Source organism: Nocardioides pyridinolyticus (assembly GCF_054653575.1).
The window spans coordinates 21,043-38,299 of the sequence record NZ_BAAIFY010000018.1 but is presented as its reverse complement, the minus strand read 5'-3'; the positions used below and the strand labels follow the sequence as shown (position 1 = coordinate 38,299).

Below are 17,257 nucleotides of genomic sequence, written 5' to 3'. Positions count from 1 at the left end.
CAGTCCCGGTGTTGTCCAGAACACCCGCGCCGCAGGTTTGCCCACCCCGGCCGGCGGGGGACTGACTGGTCATGTCCGCGGAGTCGTTCATCCAGATCGGCCTGATGGCCTTCGTCCTGCTGGCGCCCGCCCTCATGGTGGCCGTCCTGGTGTCGGGTCTGTCCCGGCGCACTTCCCCCGCCACCCCGGTGACCGAGATCGCCTCACTGCAGGGTCGCGGTCAGCCGCAGCCGGTGGTCGACGTTCCACTGGCCGCGTCCTGACCACCCGTCGAGGAGGACCCGTCAGGCCACCCGGACACAGCGGAAGCCGAGGTGGGACGCGGTGTCGTTGACGCCGTTGCCCTGCCGCGCCGCGGGCCGGTAGCGCCGGCAGTAGTCGGGCGAGCACAGGTGCGAGCCGCCCTTGCTCACCATCCGGTCGGTCTCGGCGAGCCGCGCGGAGCCGCCGCAGCACGGTGAGACGTCCTCGGCGGCCGTCCCGTGGCCGGGCGTCCAGCGGGTCCGGGTCCACTCCCACACGTTGCCGATCATGTCGACGAGCCCGTAGCCGTTGGGCGGGTAGCTCCCCACCGGCGAGGTCCGGTGGTGGCCGCGCTCGTCGTCGCTGCGCCAGGGGAACGGCCCCTGCCAGGTGTTGGCCAGCACCGCGCCGCCGGGCGACAGCTCGTCACCCCACGCGAAGTCCTGGCCGAGCAGACCGCCGCGGGCGGCGTACTCCCACTCGGCCTCGGTGGGGAGCGCCTTCCCGGCCCAGCGCGCGTACGCCGACGCGTCGGCCCAGCCGACGTGCACGACCGGGTGGTCGAGGAGGTCGGCCCAGCCGGGCCCGTCGGGTCCCTGCGGCGCGCGCCACGACGCGTCGGGCTGCCAGCGCCACCACTGCGTCCAGTCGCCGAGGTGCACCGGCCGGTCGGTCGGGGTGAAGACCTGCGACCCCGGCACGAGCGTCGCGGGGTCGGCGCCCGGGAAGTCGGCGGGGTCGGGCGTCACCTCCGCGACCGTGGTGTGGCCGGTCTCGTCCACGAACCGCGCGAACTCGGCGTTGGTCACCGGGTGCTCGTCCCACCACACATCGCCCACCTCGACGCCGCGGGCCGGCCGCTCCTCGGGGTAGTGCCGGTCGCTCCCGATCGTCGTCACGCCACCGCGCACCAGCACGCTCACGGGCCGTTCCTACCGGGGAGGCCGAGGTGACGGGAGAGGAACGCGTTGCGGAGCTTGCGCTCGGGGTCGAGCCGCTCGGCGAGGTCACGGAAGTCGTCGAAGCGGGGGTACGCAGCGGCGAGCCGGTCGGCCCCGGCGAGGAAGCACTTGCCCCAGTGCGGCCGGGCCCCGAGGGGCAGCAACGCGTCCTCGATCGCGGGCAGCACGGCGTGCACGCCCGCCCAGTCGCGGACCCAGGTGAAGTGGAAGCCGACCGCGTCGCCGGCGTACGCCCCCGAGAGCCAGAGGTCGTCGGCGGCGATCGTGCGCACCTCGCAGACCTGGAGCAGGTCGGCGAACCCGGGCGCGATCGCGCGGAGGGCGTCGACCGCGGCGGCGGCGTTCGCGCGCGGGACGAGGTACTCGCTCTGGAGCTCCTCGCCGCGGCTGGGCGTGAACGCGAGGCGGAAGTGCGGGAGACGCTCGTGCCACGGGCCGGCGACGCCGCCCTGCTCGGTCACGGCCGTGACGTCGGCGCCGGCCAGCATGTGCAGCACCGTGGCGGCCGGGGTGCCCGGCATGGCCGCGAGCCCCGGCTCGGCGCCGCGGCTCTTGAGCCAGACCTGGTCGATGAGCCCGTTGGTCCAGCGGGTGAACAGGCTGACGCTGTACGCCGCGCCGGTCAGCGCGTCGAGGTCCGCCCCGTCCCAGGGGACGTCGGTGAACAGGTCCTGGCGCACCTCGTAGGCCGGCTCGACGTCGAGCGTGACGTGGGTGGCGATGCCGAGCGCGCCCACGGACACGACGTGGGCGGCGAAGCCGGGGTCGCCGCGGCGGACCGTGCGCAGCTCGCCGTCCGCGCCGACGACCTCGAGGCCGCTCACCGCGGCGGCGAGCGAGCCGGTGCGGTCCCCGGAGCCGTGCGTGCCGGTGGCGATGGCGCCGCCGACCGAGATGTGCGGGAGCGACGCCATCGTGGCGAGCGCCCGGCCGTGCTCGTGGAGGCGCAGCGCCAAGTCGCCGTAGCGGACTCCGGCGGCGACACGGACCGTGGCCTCGCCGACCTCGACCGTGGGCGGTAGCGACAGGGTCGAGACGAGGTCGCCCGAGGTGTCCGCGACGTCGGTGAAGGAGTGCCGGGTGCCGAGCGCATGCACCTCCCGGGCGGCCGCGACCAGCTCCTGGAGCTGCTCGACGGCCGTCGGGTGGTGGACCCGGGGCGCCGCGAACTCGTGGCTGCCGGCCCAGTTCGCGGTCATGGGGACAGCGGCGTGAGGTCGCCCTCGCCGTGGTACGGCGTGTGGGGCGACCCCTCGAGGGTCACCGCTGCTCGCGGAACGGCAACGCCGAGACCGTCAGCACGCGCGCCACGATCGAGCCGGGCGCGGCGACGACGTCCAGGGTGCGGCCGGCGTTGCGCGCGTTCTTGAGGGCGACGGCGAGGACGCCCACCGCCAGGCTGGGGAAGAAGTCCACCTCCGTGAGGTCCACCGTCACGTCGCGTGCGAAGTGGTCGGACGCCTTCTCGAGGTCGGCGCGGAACGTCGGGCCCGAGAGCTCGTCCACCGATCCGGTCACGCTCAGCAGACCGGCGTCGTACGAGGAGGCATAAGGGGTGTCTTCCACCACAGCATTCTAGTCGGACACCGGATTCCGTTTCCTCACTCCGTGGGTGGGGTAAGCGGTCGGACGACCAACAAGGGGGTTGACGATGGAACACCGCCCGCTGAGTACCACCCTCGCGGTGTCGGCGGACGAGACGGCGACGCGGTCCGCCCGCGCCCTCGTCCGCGACCTCTGCGCGACCGGTCCGGTCGGTCCCCAGGCCGTCGAGACCGCGGTCCTGCTCGTCACCGAGCTGGTCAGCAACGCGATCGAGCACGGTGGGGGGTCCGCGCTCGTCGAGGCCGACCTCGACCGCACCCGGCTCCGGGTGTCCGTCGCCGACTCCGACCCGAGGCTCCCCTCGGCGGCACTCGCCGCCATCGACGCCGAGCGCGGTCGCGGGCTGCTGCTCGTCGAGGCGCTGTCCTCGCGCTGGGGCGCCACACCGCAGGACGACGGGAAGACCGTCTGGTTCGAGCTCGACCACGTCTCGTCCCGGTAGGGATCTCCAGGCGTCCACCGCGAAGCCCGTCGCCCCTGCGTGGGTCCCGCCGGCCGCGTGAAACACTGGCCGCATGGCTGACCAACTCCTCGACGCAAGCATCGTCTCGGTGAAGCAGGACCTCGGGTCGACGCTCGAGGACTGCGTCCGCGCCCTCGCCGGCCAGCTCGCGGAAGCCGGCCGGATCTCCGACGTCGACACCTTCGTCGCCGACGTCCTCGCCCGCGAGGCCCAGGGCTCCACCGCCCTCCCGGGCGGCGTCGCCCTCCCCCACGCCCGCTCCGCGGCCGCGACGACCACCTCGGTCGCCATCGCCTCCCTGCCCGCCCCGATCAGCGAGGGCGGCCAGCAGATCGACCTGGTCTTCCTCCTCGCCGTCCCCGGCGACCAGTCCGACCGCTACCTCGCGCTGCTCCGCCAGGTCACCAACGCCGTGGTCAAGCCCGGCTTCCGCGCCGACTGCCGCGACGCCGGCTCCCCCGCCGCCCTCGCCAAGCTGGCGTCGGACGCCTTCGGCGTCCGCTGACGGCGAGAGCTCCGGCTGACATCAGCGCCTCCTCGGCGTCAGTTCATCTGCGCCTGGGGGCGCCACTTGAGCAACGACCTCTCGAGCCTGTCCGCCAGGAAGAGGATGACGGCGGCCACCACGCCGGTGAGGATGACGATCGAGAACACCCGGTCCGTGTCCAGGAGGCCCTGGGCCTGACTCAGCTGGTAGCCCAGGCCGCACGTGGCGCCGACGAGCTCGCCGAGCATGGCGCCCACGAGGGCATGGCCGACGTAGTCTTCTCGGGCGTCACCGACCTGGGCCCTGCTGCGAGGGATGGCTCGAGGGCTGGCCACGGGTGAGCCAGGTGTGGCCCTGGGGTGTCGGCGTCAGGCCTGCCGATTCATCACGGTAGGCAGTCGAATCGCCACTTCCCGCGGTGGGTACGCCGCGGGGAGTGCGGGTTCACCCACCTACCGTGATGAATCAGCGGCGCGAGTGACCAGCACCAGGCCCGCGAGCACAGCCACCGGGCGTCGGCGGCGGGGGCACTGGCACCGCGGAGTCGACGGCGTCGCGGCCGTCGCGGTCGAGGTAGCGAGACGCCTCTTCGCCTCTGCCGACCCCGCGGTACGCCGAAGGGCCGGATCCCAGGAGGATCCGGCCCTTCGGTTCAGGCTGTCGAGCTCAGTTGGCGTCGCGGTACACCTGTCCGCGCTCGACCACGTTCTCGAGCAGGTCGATGTAGGTGTCCATGTCGTCGCGCGCGGGGGTCGGCAGCTGGCCGGGGTAGCCGATCAGCTGCTTGACCGCCGGGTTGAGGAAGTACGCCCCGGCCGTCAGGGTGCCGAGCGCCTCGAAGTCCGGGATGTGCTCGCGGTTGAGGAGCTCGACCGCTTCCGTCGCGGGCAGGTCGCCGGCGGCGTCGAGGGCGGCGACGAGGCGGTCGGCCAGGTCGGGCCGGAAGCGCAGGGCATCGTCGATCCATCGGGTCGGGACGTCGGCCTCGCTGGCCGACGGCATCCCCTCGGCCGACGGGATGAGGACGTCGGCGATCGAGGAGAAACGGTCGCGTTGAGATGCAGTCAGCATGGTGTGTCCTTCCTCAGGCGAACGCCGAGACGGGCTGCTCGCGACGGGTGGCGATGAGGTGCTCGACCGACCGCAGGGCCACCGCCATGATCGTCGCCGTCGGGTTCACGCCCGAGGAGGTCACGAAGGTGCTGCCGTCGATGATGTACAGGTTGGGGACGTCGTGCGAGCGGCCCCACTGGTCGATCACGGACGTGGCGGGGTCCTCGCCCATGCGCGCGGTGCCGAGCAGGTGCCAGCCGCAGTCACGCATCAGCTTGGTCGTCGAGGTGGTGAGCGCTCCCGACGCCTCGTGGGCCTCGACGGCCCGGGCGACGTGGAAGTCGATGAGCTTGCTGGTGTTCTCCGAGCTCGTGTAGACGATCTTCGGAGCGGGGATGCCGTCGGCGTCGGTCAGCGTCGGGTCGAGCACCACGCGGTTCTCGGGGTCCGGCAGGTCCTCGGCGATGATGCCCCACTCGAACGACCGGCCCAGGTTGACCTTGACGTTGCGGTGGAAGTTCACCCCCCACGACTCGTCGACCGGCCGACCGCCGTAGCCGGACCGCATGCCGAGCGGTCCGCCGCTGGGCATCACGTTCCACTTGGCGCCGCGCACGAAGCCGCGCGAGGTGTCGGTCTCGTAGAACTGCATGGACTCGATCGCGTGACCGGCCGGGCCGAGCCAGCTGTCGAGTGGGTCCTCGTAGGTGCCGACGACCGCCGCGTACGGGTGCATCATCAGGTTGCGACCCACGAGGCCGGAGCTGTTGGCGAGGCCGTCCGGGTGGTGGCTCGACGTCGACAGCTGCAGGAGGCGGGGGGTCCCGACGCCGTTGGCGGCCATGATCACCACGGCGGCCTTCTGCTGGCGCTCGACGCCGTTGCGGTCGACGTACACGGCGCCGCTGGCCAGGCCCTGGGCGTCGACGGTGATCTCGCGTACCCGGGCGCCGGTCACCAGCTTCGCGCCGGCCTCGAGCGCGGCCGGCCAGTGGGTGAGGTCGGTGCTCGCCTTGGCGCCCGCGGGGCATCCGGTGAGGCAGGTGCCGAACCGCTGGCAGCCCGGGCGGTGGCGGTACTCCCGGGACGGGATCGAGTTGGCACCCGGCCACCAGTGCCAGCCCAGCTTGTCCATGCCCTCGGCGGCCTTGCGGCCGATCTTGCCGATCGGCAGCGGCGGCAGCGGGAAGCTCTCTCCCTCGGGGTACGCCGGGTTGTCGCCCAGGCCCGAGGCGCCCATCTCGCGGTCGATCTTCTCGTAGTACGGCGCGAGGTCGGCGTAGGTGAACGGCCAGTCGTCCGCGATGCCGTCGAGCGACTTCACCCGGAAGTCGGAGGGCAGGAACCGGCACCAGTGAGCCGCGTAGAGGATCGTGCTGCCGCCGACCGCGCTGAACATCAGCGGGTTCACGTCCGACTCGGAGGTGTCGATCGGGTAGTCCGAGGCGTGGCCCCGCACGTTCGGGTTGGGGTGCCACTGCTTCTGCTTGACCAGCTCCCACTCCGGCTTGTCACCGGCGAAGGAGTCCGGCGGCGTCCACTGGCCCTGCTCCAGGCAGACGACCGAGAAGCCCGCTTCCGCGAGTTCCTTGACCGCCACCGAGCCGGAGGCTCCTGCGCCGATGACGAGGACATCGGCGACCTCGGGGAGGTCGATGGACTGGTTGATCATGTGGGCACCGCCTTCTGGGCATGTGATGGGCTTCACTGCAGGGGCAGACTATGCGGCTGTTTCGCACAGCGCAACCCTTGTGTCGAAAATGAAACAGCAAAGTGAACAGGTCCGCACGGTTTTCCGGCGATTCGCGGCACCCGGAAGCCGACCGAGGCCCCGTTGGCGCCTCGGCGACGACACCTGCGGGTCAGTGCAGGGGCGGTGCCGGCTGCTTGCCGCGGTAGCCGAGCCGCTCGCTGGCTCGGCTGGCGACGTCGGTCACGATGCGACCGAGCTCGTCGACGCCCGTCTCCTCGAGTCGGAACTCGGGCATCATCGCCGAGAGGGCCGCGATGGCCTTGCCCGTGGCGTCGTGGACCACCGCGCCCACGGCGCACACGCCGTCTCGCCAGTAGCTGCGGTTGACGGCATAGCCGCGCCTCCGGAACTCCTCGACCAGGTCGCGCAGGGCGCTCTCGTCGGTCACGGTCCCGTCCGTGGAGCGCTGGAGGCGCTCCTGGAGGTACAGGTCGAGCAGCGGCGGGTCGTCGGCCAGGAACGCCAGCCCGGACGAGCTGGTGTGCGCGGGCCAGACCTCACCCACGGTCGCCACCGAGACGACGGAGTGCTTGGAGGGGATGGAGTCGATGCACACCGAGTCGCGGCCGGCCAGGACGGAGAGGAGCGCGGTCTCGCCCGTGCGTTCGTGGATCTCCTCCTCGGCCCAGCGGAGCTCGCGACGGATGTCGATGTGCCCGAACGCCCAGGCGGCCAGCATCAGGCACCGCGGCCCGAGTGCGTAGCGGCTGTCGTCGAGCTGGACGACGTACCCGCTGCTCTGGAGCGTGCGCGCCAGCCGGAACGCGGTCGCCTTGCTGACCCCGATCTTCGCCGCGAGCGCCGTGGCGCCCACCGGTCCGTCGAGCAGGGCTTCCATGAGATGGAGAGCTCGTTCGACCGAGGCCACTCCCCCTTCTGAAGCCACGCCGCCGCCTCCTTCTGATCCGCCGGATGCCCAGTGTTTCACGCAGCGAAACGTTCGAGCAGGTCTGGTACGAACCGGATCCCGATGCCCGGGCGGTCCGGCACGATGACGTGCCCGTCCGCGACGGCCAGGCGCGACTCCGGCTCGAGGAGGACCTCGAAGTTGTAGATGTCCTTCTCGAGGGCGAAGTGCTCGACGGTGAGACCGTTGCTGGTCGCGGCTCCGAGGTGGGCGTGCAGGTTCGCGTGCCAGTGCGGAGCGACCGGTACGCCCACGGTGGCCGCCGCGGCGGCGACCCTCATGTACTCGGTGACTCCGCCGAGCACGCCGGCGTCCGGCTGGAGGATGTCGACGGACCCGTGCTGGAGGAGGTCGCGGAACTCCCATCGGGACGATGCGATCTCGCCGGTGGCGATGGCCGTGTGGGCCCTCCGCCGGAGCTCGGCGTGTCCTGCCAGGTCGTCGGGCGACAAGGGCTCCTCGAACCACCACAGCCCGGTGTCGCCCGCCGCGGCCTCGAACGCCCGGAGCGCGGCGGCCGCCTCGACCGGTGTGCGGTAGGCGTTGTTGGCGTCGAGCGCCAGCCGGCCGCGCCCGGCCATGGCCTCCACGGCTGCTGCGACGCGGCGAGCGTCCTCCGCGACGGTGAGGCCGCCCACCTTGATCTTGTGGTCGGTGAAGCCCTGGTCGACGTTCCGCGTGATCTCGCGGTGGACCGCCTCCGCCCAGTCGCCGTCGTCAGGTCGGTAGTACCCGCCCGACGCGTACGCCGGGACCGGTCCGGTCGGCCCTCCGAGCAGGTGGGCGAGCGGGAGATCGGCGCGGTGCCCCGCCAGGTCCCACAACGCGATGTCGACGGCGGAGATCGCGCGCATGACCGAGCCGCGCCGTCCGTGGAGCAGTGTCTCCTGGTACATGGCGTCCCACGCACCGACGATGTCGGCGGCGTCGCGGCCGAGGAGCACCGGGACGAGCAGTGCGTTCACGGCCTCGGTGACGACGGTGCCGCCCGAGGTTCCGGCGTAGATGTAGCCGGTGCCCTCCCAGGTGCCGGCTCGGAGGCGCACGACCGTGTAGTCGCGGTTGGCGAGCACCCGTGTGGAGATGCGCGTCGGCTTCTCGACGGGCACGCGGAGCGTGTGTGCTTCGACGGCCGAGATGATCACGGGGCCTCCTTCTCCTGGGCGGGGGCGTCGTCCCACGCGATCAGCTCTCCGTGCTCGTCGAGCATCGGGCGTGGCGTGGACCAGACCTGCTCGAGGTCGTCGGCCTCGGCCAGCAGCGCCGGCGAGACCAGCAGGTCGTCGAGCGCGAGGGTGCTGCGGATCCGCGCCACGCGGGTGTTCCGCGGGTCGGGAACGCCGGCGGTGGTCACCGCAGCCGTCACTGCGTCCGCGGGCGTCGCGAGCACGATGGGGATCTGGGCTCGTTGCACGCCCTGCAGGCCGGCCGTGAGCGCGTTCGCGTAGGTCGCGGCCAGGTCGACGCGCTCGAGTGCTCCATGCGGAACGAAGTCGGCCAGGCCGAGCCCGACCGCGTTGCCCCCCGAGGCAGCGGTGACGTCGAGGACGACCACGTTGGTGATGTGCGGGGACGGAGGCTCGGCGCTGCCGCGGACCATGCGCCGCCCCAGGACGTTCGTGTCCATGCCGGTGCCCGAGATGTCCTTGCCCATCCGGTCGACGATGAGCACGTCGATGCGGTCGAAGGGCAACCGCGCCTCGTTGCGTCGAGCACGGTCGAGCAGCTCGGCCTCGCGCCGGCCGCCGATGTCGTCGGGGCCGACGAAGTCCAGCGACAGCACGGACTTGTCCTGGGCCTCGGTCACCGCGATGCCGCCGAGGACCGGCACGTGCTGACGGACGACGCCATAGGCGCGGACGATCCTGTCCTCCAGCACGAGCGGGCCGAGCCGGTGCAGCTCCTCGGCGCCGCGCTGCTTGCCCAGACCGATCGTGCTCATCTTGGCCAGGCCGCTCTCGATCGCACCGCTGAACGAGGTGTGGCTCTTGAGCCGGTTGACCAGGAGCACCCGGTCCACGTCGAGCACCGACGCGGCCATGTGGACGTCGAGGTCGTCACCGGCCGCTCCGAGCCGCGCGGTGCGCATGGACGCGTCGATCGGCACCCCGAGCGAGTCGTCGATGCCGAGGCCGGCGAGGATCTTCAGCTGCCCGGCCTCGGTCGCGCCGCCGTGGGAGCCCATCGCCGGCACGATCCGGACCTCGGCGCCACGCCGCCGCAGCTCGTCGACCACCGCCCGCACCACCTCGGCGAGGCGTGCGATGCCGCGGCTTCCCACGGCCAGCGCGACCACGTCCCCCGCCGACACCTGCTCGAGGGGCTCGGCGAGCTCGCGGCGCACCCGGGCCGCGACGTCGAGCGGCTCGCCGGCCGGCGACGCCTTGCGACGGACCCGTACCAGGTCGGGAAGCGCGGCGGGTGACGACAGCACGTCGCCGAGCTCGATCAGCGGAAGCCCTCCGGCGAGATCAGGCATGGTCGTCCCCCACCATGAAGTCCAGGTCTGCGCCCTCGTGGGCCTGGAGGACGTGGTCGAAGTACAGCCGTCGCCAACCCCGCTCGGGGCGGGGCGGCGGGGTCCAGGCCGCCCGTCGCTGGGCGAGCTCCGGGTCGGGGACGAGCAGCTCGAGGCGGCGCTCCGCGACGTCGAGCCGGATCAGGTCGCCGTCCCGCACCAGCGCGAGCGGGCCACCGACCGCGCTCTCGGGCGAGCAATGGAGCACGACGGTGCCGTAGGACGTGCCGCTCATCCGGGCATCCGAGACGCGCACCATGTCCGTCACGCCGGCGCCCGCGAGGGTTCTCGGGATGGGAAGCGAGCCGGCTTCCGGCATGCCGGCGCCGACCGGACCGGCGTTGCGCAGGACGAGCACGGAGTCGGCGGTGATCCCGAGGGCGGGATCGTCGATCCGCTCGGCGGCATCGGCCGGTGAGTCGAAGACGACGGCGGGCCCCGTGTGCTGGAGCAGGGCGGGGGTCGCCGCCGAGACCTTGACGACCGCACCGTCGGGGGCGAGGTTCCCCTGCACGACCGCGAGCGCGCCGCCGGGCTGGAGCGGCTGCGCCAGCGACCGGATGGTGGTCTGCCACGGTCCGAGGTCGGGCGTCTGGTCGATCAGCTCCCGGACCGTGTGGCCGCTGGCGCCTCGGTGGTCGAGCCGCAGCAGCGGACGCAGCTCGCGCAGCAGCGCCGGGACCCCGCCGGCCCGGTGGAAGTCCTCCATGTAGCCCTTCCCCGAGGGCTTGAGGTCCAGCAGGAGCGGCGTGTCCGCGGAGACCGCGTCGAAGTCGGCCAGCGTGAGGGGAACGCCGGCACGACGCGCGATCGCCAGCAGGTGCACGATCGCGTTGGTCGACCCGCCGACCGCGGCCAGGGCACGCAGCGCGTTGTGGAAGGCGTCCGGGGTCAGCACGTCCTGCGGAAGCACCTGCTCGTCGACGAGCTCGACGGCCCGTCGGCCGGTGCGCACGGCGTGTCGCAGCCGGTCACCGGTCGGGGACGGGGCGGCGGCACCGCCGGGCAGCATCATCCCGAGGACCTCGGTGACCGTGGCCATCGTCGAGGCCGTGCCCATCACCATGCAGGTCCCGGACGTCGTCGCCAGGGCGCCCTCGGCGGCGGCGATCCGGTCGTCGTCGAGCTCGCCGGCGCGGTAGCGGCCCCACAGGCGCCGGCAGTCGGTGCACGCACCGACCCGCTCACCCTCGAAGGTGTTGGTCAGCATCGGCCCGGTGACCTCGAGCAGCACCGGGATCGTGCTGCTCGCGGCCGCCATGAGCTGGGCCGGGACGGTCTTGTCACAGCCGCCCACGAGGACCACCGCGTCCATCGGCTGGGCGCGCACCAGCTCCTCGGTCTCCATCGCGAGCAGGTTGCGCAGCAGCATCGACGTCGGGGACAGGAAGGTCTCGCCCAGCGACATCGTCGGGAAGACCATCGGCAGGCCGCCGGCCTCGGCGACCCCACGGCGCACCGCGTCGACGATGCCCGGCACGCCCCGGTGACACGGGTTGAAGTCGGAGGTGAGGTCGGCGATCCCGACGATCGGTCGCTCGAGGTCCTCGCGGTCGAAGCCGGCCGCCGAGAGGAACGCGCCCCGGAGGAAGCGGCTGAAGCCCACGTCGCCGTACGACGTCGCGCCGCGGAGCACACCGCGGGCCGGTGGGTTGTTCTCGGGACCACCCATCAGAAGAGGTCCCACCAGACCTCGCGCCGGCGAGCGTCGTCGCCGGACTCCTCGAGCACGATCTCGCCGTTGCGCAGGACGTAGACACGATCGGCCACCGCAGTCACGGCCTTCACGTTCTGCTCGACGACGAGGACGCTGGTGCCTCGGCTGGCGGCGAGCTCCCGGATCGTGTTGAAGGTCGAACCCACGACCGCCGGCGAGATGCCGAGCGATGGCTCGTCGAGCAGCATCAGCTTCGGTTCCGCCATGAGCGCGATCCCGATCGAGAGCTGGCGCTGCTGACCGCCGGAGAAGCGGCCCGCCAAGGTCGCGCGACGCTCGGCCAGGATCGGGAAGACGTTGAAGACGTCGTCCATCCGCCGGCGCACCTCGGCCCGGTCGCGGATGCCAGAGGCTCCGAGCTCGAGGTTCTGGTCCACCGTGAGCTCGCGGAAGATCGGGGTCTCGGCCGGGGTGATCGACATGCCGCGCCGCACCATCTGGACGCTCGAGACCTTGGTGACGGGCTCACCGAGGAACTCGACCGTGCCGGACACGAGCGGCTGGATGCGCACCAGCGCCTTCAACAAGGTGGTCTTCCCGGCGCCGTTGTGCCCCAGGACGCCGACGACCTCGCCGGGTCGGACCTCGAGGTCGACACCGTGCAGGACCCGGCGCTTGCCGTAGCCGGCGGTGATCCCCGAGGCGGCGAGCAGGGGCGCCTGCGTCGCGGTCGGGCTGGTGGTCTCGGTCATCGCGTCACGTCCCGAAGTAGAGGTCGGCCAGCTCGCGACGGCTCATGAGCTCGTCGACGGAGCCGTGCGCCACGACGGCGCCCTGGTCGAGGAAGACCGCGCTGTCGGCGAGCCGCTGCACGAAGTGCACGCTGTGCTCGACCAGGCAGACGGTGTGGCCCAGCTCGCGGAGCCGGGCGATGCCCGCGACCACCTTCTCGACGCCGACCGGGTCGACGCCGCTGGTCGGCTCGTCGAGCAGCAGCACGTCGCAGCCGGTGGCGAGCAGCCGGGCGATGGCCACCAGCTTCTGGTCGCCGTACGAGAGCTCGGACACCCGGAGGTGGGCCCGGTCGGCGATGCCGAGCAGGGCGAGGCAGTCGAGTGCCTTCTGCCGGACCTCTCGCTCCGTACGGAACGTGGCGAGGGGCCGCAGGACGATGCGGCTGACCTTCTCGCCGGGCTGGCCCTGAACACCCATCGCGACGTTCTGGAGCGCGGTGAGCCGCTGGCACACCCGCACGTCCTGGAACGACCGCGCCATGCCCTTGCGGGCGAGCCGGTACGCCGGCTGACCGGTGATGTCCTCCCCGCGGAGGAACACGCGACCGTGGTCCGGGGTGAGGGTGCCGCAGATCATGTTGAAGATCGTGGTCTTGCCGGCGCCGTTGGGACCGATGAGCGCGGTGACCTTCCCGCGCTCGAGCTCGAAGGTCGCGCCTCTGACGGCGGTGAGGCCGCCGAAGCTCTTCTTCAGGTCGAGCACCTGCAGCACCGGCGCGTCCGAGTCGTCGTCGGCGTGGGAGGCGGCCTTGCCCAGGCGAGCGAGCGCCTCCTGCTCCGTCGGGAGGTTCTCCGGTGCGCGGCGGTTGCGACGCAGCAGCCGACCCGGGCCGACGCCCTCGGGGAGCAGTCCCTCCGGGCGGACCATCATCATGAGGACGAGAGCCGCGCCGTAGATCACCGACTGCCACGGGATGGCCTCGTCGCCGACGTACTGGCGCAGGATCGGCTCGATCATGCCGAGCACGATCGCACCGACGACGGTGCCCCACAGGTTGCCCAGACCGCCGAGCACGACCACCGAGACGATGAAGATCGAGAAGTTCAGGGTGTAGTTGCCGGGGACCACGGAGCCGTAGTAGAAGGCGGCCAGGGCTCCCATTCCGCCGGCGATCGCGGCGCTGATGCTGAACGCGAGCAGCTCCGGTACGACGGGGTTCTTGCCGACGCTGGCGACCGCCGTTTCGTGCTCGCGGATGCCCTTGAGCAGCCGGCCGAAGGGCGACTCACCGAGGCCCCAGCAGACGAGGATGGCGACGACGGCCGCGGCGAGCATCACCCACACGACCTGCTCGGGCGTGATGAGCAGGGTCTCGCCGATGGTGATGGGCGGGATCCCCGACAGGCCGTAGGGTCCGCCGGTCACCTGGTCGACCACGCCCATCAGCTGGTTGGCCACCAGCTGGAAGGCGAGCGTCAGCAGGATGAGGTACTCACCGCGCACCAGCCGCACCGCGGGGACGGAGATGACCAGGGCGGCGAGGAACGCGACGACGATCGCGACGCCCAGCGCCGGGAGCCAGGACCAACCGGCGCCGGTCTGCAGGCCGGGTGTCACCACCCCGCCGAGGTCCTCGACGCTCGGGAGGGTCAGGCGGGCTGCGGTGAAGCCGCCGATGCCGAAGAAGATCGCGTGTGCCATGGAGACGCGTCCGGCGTACCCGAGGAGCAGGTTCAGCGAGACACCCAGGGTCATCAGGATCAGGATCGAAATGGCGATGTCGGAGTAGTAGCTCATCAGACGGCTGCCTTTCCGAAGAGGCCCTGCGGCCGGATGAGGAGAACGAGGAACATGGCGCCGAAGACCACGACGGGGCCGTAGTCGACCTGGAGCCACATCGCGCTCCAGCTACTCACCAGCCCGAGCGCGAGCCCGCCCACGGCGGCGCCCCACTGCGAGCCGATGCCACCGAGGAAGGCCGCGATGAACCCGGTGAGCACGGGCGAGAGTCCCATGGTCGGGGTCGCGACGCCCTTCGAGACGAAGAGCAGGCCGGCGACCCCGACCAGAGCGGACCCGATGGCGAAGACCGCGACGTACACCTTGCGGCTGTCGATGCCGACGGCCGCGGCCATCGTCGGGTTGGTGCGGAGACCCGTGACGGAGCGTCCGAACCGGGTGCGGGCCAGGAACAGCGCGACCGCCGTCACGAGCACCCAGCAGACCACCACGGTCGCGACGTCCATGCGCGAGATCGTCACGTCGCCCCACCCGTAGGTCGGGTTGTCGGGACGGTCGAGGGTCTTGTTCTCCGGCCCGAAGGCGAGCTGGAGGACGTTGGGGAACGCCACGCTGACGCCGAGGGAGACCAAGAAGATGGTCAGCAGCGTGGCGTTCCGCCGTCGCATGGGTCGGTAGAGGAGTAGTTCGATCAGTACGCCGAGCACCACGGCCGCGACCAGCCCGGCCACCAGCGACGGCCAGAAGCCGAGGCCGAGGGTCTCCGAGGCCCACACGGCGCCGTACGCCGCACCGGCGTAGGCGACGGCGTGGGCCAGGTGGAAGATCTTCGTCGTCGCGTAGATGACGCCGAAGCTCACGCCCAGCAGGGCGTAGGTCGATCCGACGACCAGGCCCGAGACCGTCAGCTGAGCCAGCAGGTTGAAGTCCATGGTGCTCTTACTCCTCGACCCGTGTGGGTCAGACCAGTGCCGTCGCCGGGTCCGCGCCCGACTCGACCTTGACGATGTCGGCGATCTTGGCGGGCACCCCGCCCTTGACCTCGAAGACACCCATCGGCTTGGCGATGGTGTGGTCGTCGGGGTTGAACTGCACCTCGCCGGGCTTGTCCGCGGTGCCGCCGTAGAGCGAGTAGAAGGTCGGGTTCGCGATCAGGGCGTCCTGCAGCGCGGCGGTGTCCGTCGGGTCGCCGCCGTCGGCGATGACCCGCCGCACCAGCTCCCACACGAAGAAGACCTGCTCGTAGTAGTTGGCGCCGTAGTACTCGGGGTCCTCGCCGAACATCTCGTTGTGACCCTCGACGAAGATCTGGTTCCAGGGGTTCGGGTTCTTCGGGTCGTAGAAGTCGGTGGCGAAGTGGTAGGTGTCGTAGGACTCGCCGGCGACCTTCGCGGCCTGCTCGGTGAACTCGATGCCCATGATCGGGACGGTTACGTTCGCCTCGCGCAGCTGCTTGACCAGGTAGCCCACGTCGTCGCCGAAGCTGAACGTGAGGATCGCGTCGGGCTCGGCCGACTTGATGCGCGCGATGACCGAGCTGTAGTCGGTGGCGCCGACGTCGTGCTGCTCGTTGGCGACCACGGTGCCGCCGGTCAGCTGCTCCCAGGCGGCCGGGGCGATCTCCTGGGCACCGGTCACGCCGTTCTCCTGGGTGCCGATGATCGCGAGCTTCGTCGCGTCGGGGAACTCCTGGTGGATCCAGGCGAGGCCGCCCGGGCACGGGTCGTCACCGAAGATCATGCGGGTCTGCCACAGGAAGTCCTTGTCGACCTGCCCGGGGCTGGAGCCGCCGCCGTTGAAGGAGAGCAGCTTGTTCTGGCCGATGAGCGGGACGATCGCCTCGCTCGGCGCGCCGTAGGACGTCTGCAGGACCTTGATCTTGTCCTGGGTGACCAGCTGACGGGTCGCGGTGAGCGCCGTGGGCACGTCGCCGCTCTTGTGGTCGGCGATGCTCAGGTCGTAGGTGATGCCGTCCGCGGCCTTGATCTGCGCGGCGGCGAGCTGCGCACCGCGGCTCATGACCTCGCCGAAGAACGAGCCCTGGCCGGTCATCGCCAGCAGCATGCCGGCCGCGAGGGTGACCTCGGAGCCGCCCTCCTTGCCTCCGGGACCGAAGATGTCGTTCAGGCCCTTCGCCGCGCTGTCATCGATCTTCGAGGTGTCGATGCCCGCGCCGCCGCCCGAACTGCTGTCGCTGCCGCACGCGCTGGCCAGGATGGCGACGCCACCGAGGGCGAGGGAGCCCCGCAGGAATCCTCGGCGGTTGACGTCCACCGACGGGAAGCTCAGTCCCGAGGCGCGCCTCGGGAGTCGTCGATTGCTCATTTATCTCTCCTTGGAAGGGTGTGCCGGATGGCCCGGATGGTCAGACGACCCCGCCGTCGATGACGAGGTTCTGGCCGGTCATGTAGGAGGAGGCGTCGGAGGCGAGGTAGACAACCCCACCGGCGACCTCCTCCGGCGTGCCCTGTCGCCCGAGAGGTACGACGTGGCGAACTGCGGATTCCTGCTCCGAGCGACCTCCCATGAAGTCGATCGCCGGCTTGTTGAACGGGGTGTCGATCCACCCCGGACAGACGGTGTTGACCCGGATCCCGTGGGGCGCGAGCTCGCTGGCCAGCGCCTTCGCGAATCCGATGATCGCTCCCTTCGACGCCGAGTACGCCGTCATGCCCGGACCGCCGCGAAGGCCGGCGATCGAGGAGGTGAGGACGATCGATCCCCCGTGCTCGCGCAGGTGCGGCACGAGGTGCTTGGTGGCGAGGAAGCAGTGCCGCGGGTTGACGCGGAAGAGCGCATCCCACTCGGCGACCGCGAAGCCGTCGACCGCGCCGGAGCGCTGGAGCCCGGCGTTGAAGAAGCCCACGTCGAGCCCGCCGAGACGCTCGGCGGCGCCATCGATCAGGGCGCGGACGGCGTCCTCGGAGGTCACATCGGTCTGGACCGCGGTCGCGGTCCCACCCTCTGCCTCGATGAGCGCGACCGTCCCGGCCATGCCGTCGACATCGAGGTCGCCGATCACCACCGAGGCGCCGTGTCGTGCCATCTCCACCGCACAGGCGCGGCCGATGTTCGCGGCGCCGCCGGTCATGACGACGCGCTTGCCGGCCAGCAGTCGGAGGTCGGTCACGTGC

At 71.5% G+C, this 17,257-nt stretch carries 18 protein-coding genes; 3 read left to right on the top strand and 15 right to left on the bottom strand.

The genetic code is table 11. The features are described 5' to 3' along the window. Window positions 1-71: 71 nt before the first annotated feature. Complete coding sequence (locus ACYQ0U_RS15595) at window positions 72-263, top strand: hypothetical protein (protein WP_459974508.1); 192 nt, start codon at window positions 72-74, stop codon at window positions 261-263. Between the two features lie 21 nt (window positions 264-284). Here ACYQ0U_RS15595 and ACYQ0U_RS15590 read toward each other — a convergent pair whose 3' ends face one another. From ACYQ0U_RS15590 to ACYQ0U_RS15580, 3 genes are all read right to left on the bottom strand, one after another. Beyond that, window positions 285-1,166 carry a formylglycine-generating enzyme family protein gene (locus tag ACYQ0U_RS15590; RefSeq protein ID WP_459974506.1) on the bottom strand — a complete coding sequence of 294 codons (882 nt, stop codon included), beginning with the start codon at window positions 1,164-1,166 and terminating at the stop codon, window positions 285-287. Further along, the gene (locus tag ACYQ0U_RS15585; RefSeq protein WP_459974504.1) at window positions 1,163-2,404 is read right to left on the bottom strand and encodes a D-arabinono-1,4-lactone oxidase; all 1,242 of its coding nucleotides are present in this window, start codon (window positions 2,402-2,404) and stop codon (window positions 1,163-1,165) included. Before ACYQ0U_RS15585 ends, ACYQ0U_RS15590 begins: the two co-directional genes overlap by 4 nt. A gap of 61 nt (window positions 2,405-2,465) precedes the next feature. Beyond that, window positions 2,466-2,771 (bottom strand): STAS domain-containing protein, encoded by a 306-nt coding sequence (locus ACYQ0U_RS15580; RefSeq protein WP_459974502.1) that lies wholly within the window; start codon window positions 2,769-2,771, stop codon window positions 2,466-2,468. A gap of 85 nt (window positions 2,772-2,856) precedes the next feature. On the opposite strand from ACYQ0U_RS15580, the gene ACYQ0U_RS15575 reads away from it, so the two are divergent. Together ACYQ0U_RS15575 and ACYQ0U_RS15570 are read left to right on the top strand one after the other, a co-directional pair. Beyond that, the gene (locus ACYQ0U_RS15575) at window positions 2,857-3,252 is read left to right on the top strand and encodes an ATP-binding protein (protein ID WP_459974500.1); all 396 of its coding nucleotides are present in this window, start codon (window positions 2,857-2,859) and stop codon (window positions 3,250-3,252) included. 73 nt (window positions 3,253-3,325) lie between these two features. Then, window positions 3,326-3,778 (top strand): PTS sugar transporter subunit IIA, encoded by a 453-nt coding sequence (locus ACYQ0U_RS15570; RefSeq protein ID WP_459974499.1) that lies wholly within the window; start codon window positions 3,326-3,328, stop codon window positions 3,776-3,778. Between the two features lie 38 nt (window positions 3,779-3,816). Here the strand turns inward: ACYQ0U_RS15570 and ACYQ0U_RS15565 are convergent, their stop codons facing one another. The 12 genes from ACYQ0U_RS15565 to ACYQ0U_RS15510 form a co-directional block, all read right to left on the bottom strand. Continuing rightward, window positions 3,817-4,017: a hypothetical protein gene (locus ACYQ0U_RS15565; RefSeq protein WP_459974497.1), complete on the bottom strand. Its 201-nt coding sequence runs from the start codon at window positions 4,015-4,017 to the stop codon at window positions 3,817-3,819. Window positions 4,018-4,426: 409 nt separating this feature from the next. Further along, window positions 4,427-4,831 (bottom strand): hypothetical protein, encoded by a 405-nt coding sequence (locus tag ACYQ0U_RS15560; RefSeq protein ID WP_459974495.1) that lies wholly within the window; start codon window positions 4,829-4,831, stop codon window positions 4,427-4,429. A gap of 13 nt (window positions 4,832-4,844) precedes the next feature. Further along, window positions 4,845-6,485: a GMC family oxidoreductase gene (locus ACYQ0U_RS15555; RefSeq protein ID WP_459974493.1), complete on the bottom strand. Its 1,641-nt coding sequence runs from the start codon at window positions 6,483-6,485 to the stop codon at window positions 4,845-4,847. 190 nt (window positions 6,486-6,675) lie between these two features. Next, complete coding sequence (locus tag ACYQ0U_RS15550) at window positions 6,676-7,434, bottom strand: IclR family transcriptional regulator (protein ID WP_459974612.1); 759 nt, start codon at window positions 7,432-7,434, stop codon at window positions 6,676-6,678. Window positions 7,435-7,490: 56 nt separating this feature from the next. Then, window positions 7,491-8,618, bottom strand: coding sequence for a mandelate racemase/muconate lactonizing enzyme family protein (locus ACYQ0U_RS15545; RefSeq protein WP_459974491.1), 1,128 nt, complete (start codon window positions 8,616-8,618; stop codon window positions 7,491-7,493). Continuing rightward, window positions 8,615-9,952: a nickel pincer cofactor-dependent isomerase, group 22 gene (locus ACYQ0U_RS15540; RefSeq protein WP_459974489.1), complete on the bottom strand. Its 1,338-nt coding sequence runs from the start codon at window positions 9,950-9,952 to the stop codon at window positions 8,615-8,617. Before ACYQ0U_RS15540 ends, ACYQ0U_RS15545 begins: the two co-directional genes overlap by 4 nt. Continuing rightward, complete coding sequence (locus tag ACYQ0U_RS15535; protein WP_459974487.1) at window positions 9,945-11,663, bottom strand: dihydroxy-acid dehydratase; 1,719 nt, start codon at window positions 11,661-11,663, stop codon at window positions 9,945-9,947. The genes ACYQ0U_RS15540 and ACYQ0U_RS15535 overlap by 8 nt, the downstream gene beginning before the upstream one ends. Further along, entirely contained in the window at window positions 11,663-12,400 is a 738-nt protein-coding gene (locus tag ACYQ0U_RS15530) for an ABC transporter ATP-binding protein (RefSeq protein ID WP_459974485.1), read from the bottom strand. The genes ACYQ0U_RS15535 and ACYQ0U_RS15530 overlap by 1 nt, the downstream gene beginning before the upstream one ends. A gap of 4 nt (window positions 12,401-12,404) precedes the next feature. Next, window positions 12,405-14,180, bottom strand: a complete 1,776-nt coding sequence (locus tag ACYQ0U_RS15525; protein WP_459974483.1) for a branched-chain amino acid ABC transporter ATP-binding protein/permease — start codon at window positions 14,178-14,180, stop codon at window positions 12,405-12,407. Beyond that, window positions 14,180-15,055, bottom strand: a complete 876-nt coding sequence (locus tag ACYQ0U_RS15520) for a branched-chain amino acid ABC transporter permease (RefSeq protein ID WP_459974481.1) — start codon at window positions 15,053-15,055, stop codon at window positions 14,180-14,182. The genes ACYQ0U_RS15525 and ACYQ0U_RS15520 overlap by 1 nt, the downstream gene beginning before the upstream one ends. A 28-nt stretch (window positions 15,056-15,083) precedes the next feature. Beyond that, entirely contained in the window at window positions 15,084-16,448 is a 1,365-nt protein-coding gene (locus tag ACYQ0U_RS15515) for an ABC transporter substrate-binding protein (protein ID WP_459974479.1), read from the bottom strand. Window positions 16,449-16,488: 40 nt separating this feature from the next. Next, window positions 16,489-17,253, bottom strand: coding sequence for an SDR family NAD(P)-dependent oxidoreductase (locus ACYQ0U_RS15510; protein WP_459974477.1), 765 nt, complete (start codon window positions 17,251-17,253; stop codon window positions 16,489-16,491). Window positions 17,254-17,257 lie beyond the last annotated feature (4 nt).

Bases quoted from the DNA above. Each gene is read 5' to 3' on its own strand.
- ACYQ0U_RS15530 (WP_459974485.1), bottom strand. From the start codon at position 12,400: ATGACCGAGACCACCAGCCCGACCGCGACGCAGGCGCCCCTGCTCGCC.
- ACYQ0U_RS15535 (WP_459974487.1), bottom strand. From the start codon at position 11,663: ATGGGTGGTCCCGAGAACAACCCACCGGCCCGCGGTGTGCTCCGCGGC.
- ACYQ0U_RS15595 (WP_459974508.1), top strand. From the start codon at position 72: ATGTCCGCGGAGTCGTTCATCCAGATCGGCCTGATGGCCTTCGTCCTG.
- ACYQ0U_RS15555 (WP_459974493.1), bottom strand. From the start codon at position 6,485: ATGATCAACCAGTCCATCGACCTCCCCGAGGTCGCCGATGTCCTCGTC.
- ACYQ0U_RS15515 (WP_459974479.1), bottom strand. From the start codon at position 16,448: ATGAGCAATCGACGACTCCCGAGGCGCGCCTCGGGACTGAGCTTCCCG.
- ACYQ0U_RS15575 (WP_459974500.1), top strand. From the start codon at position 2,857: ATGGAACACCGCCCGCTGAGTACCACCCTCGCGGTGTCGGCGGACGAG.
- ACYQ0U_RS15540 (WP_459974489.1), bottom strand. From the start codon at position 9,952: ATGCCTGATCTCGCCGGAGGGCTTCCGCTGATCGAGCTCGGCGACGTG.
- ACYQ0U_RS15520 (WP_459974481.1), bottom strand. From the start codon at position 15,055: ATGGACTTCAACCTGCTGGCTCAGCTGACGGTCTCGGGCCTGGTCGTC.
- ACYQ0U_RS15525 (WP_459974483.1), bottom strand. From the start codon at position 14,180: ATGAGCTACTACTCCGACATCGCCATTTCGATCCTGATCCTGATGACC.
- ACYQ0U_RS15560 (WP_459974495.1), bottom strand. From the start codon at position 4,831: ATGCTGACTGCATCTCAACGCGACCGTTTCTCCTCGATCGCCGACGTC.
- ACYQ0U_RS15585 (WP_459974504.1), bottom strand. From the start codon at position 2,404: ATGACCGCGAACTGGGCCGGCAGCCACGAGTTCGCGGCGCCCCGGGTC.
- ACYQ0U_RS15570 (WP_459974499.1), top strand. From the start codon at position 3,326: ATGGCTGACCAACTCCTCGACGCAAGCATCGTCTCGGTGAAGCAGGAC.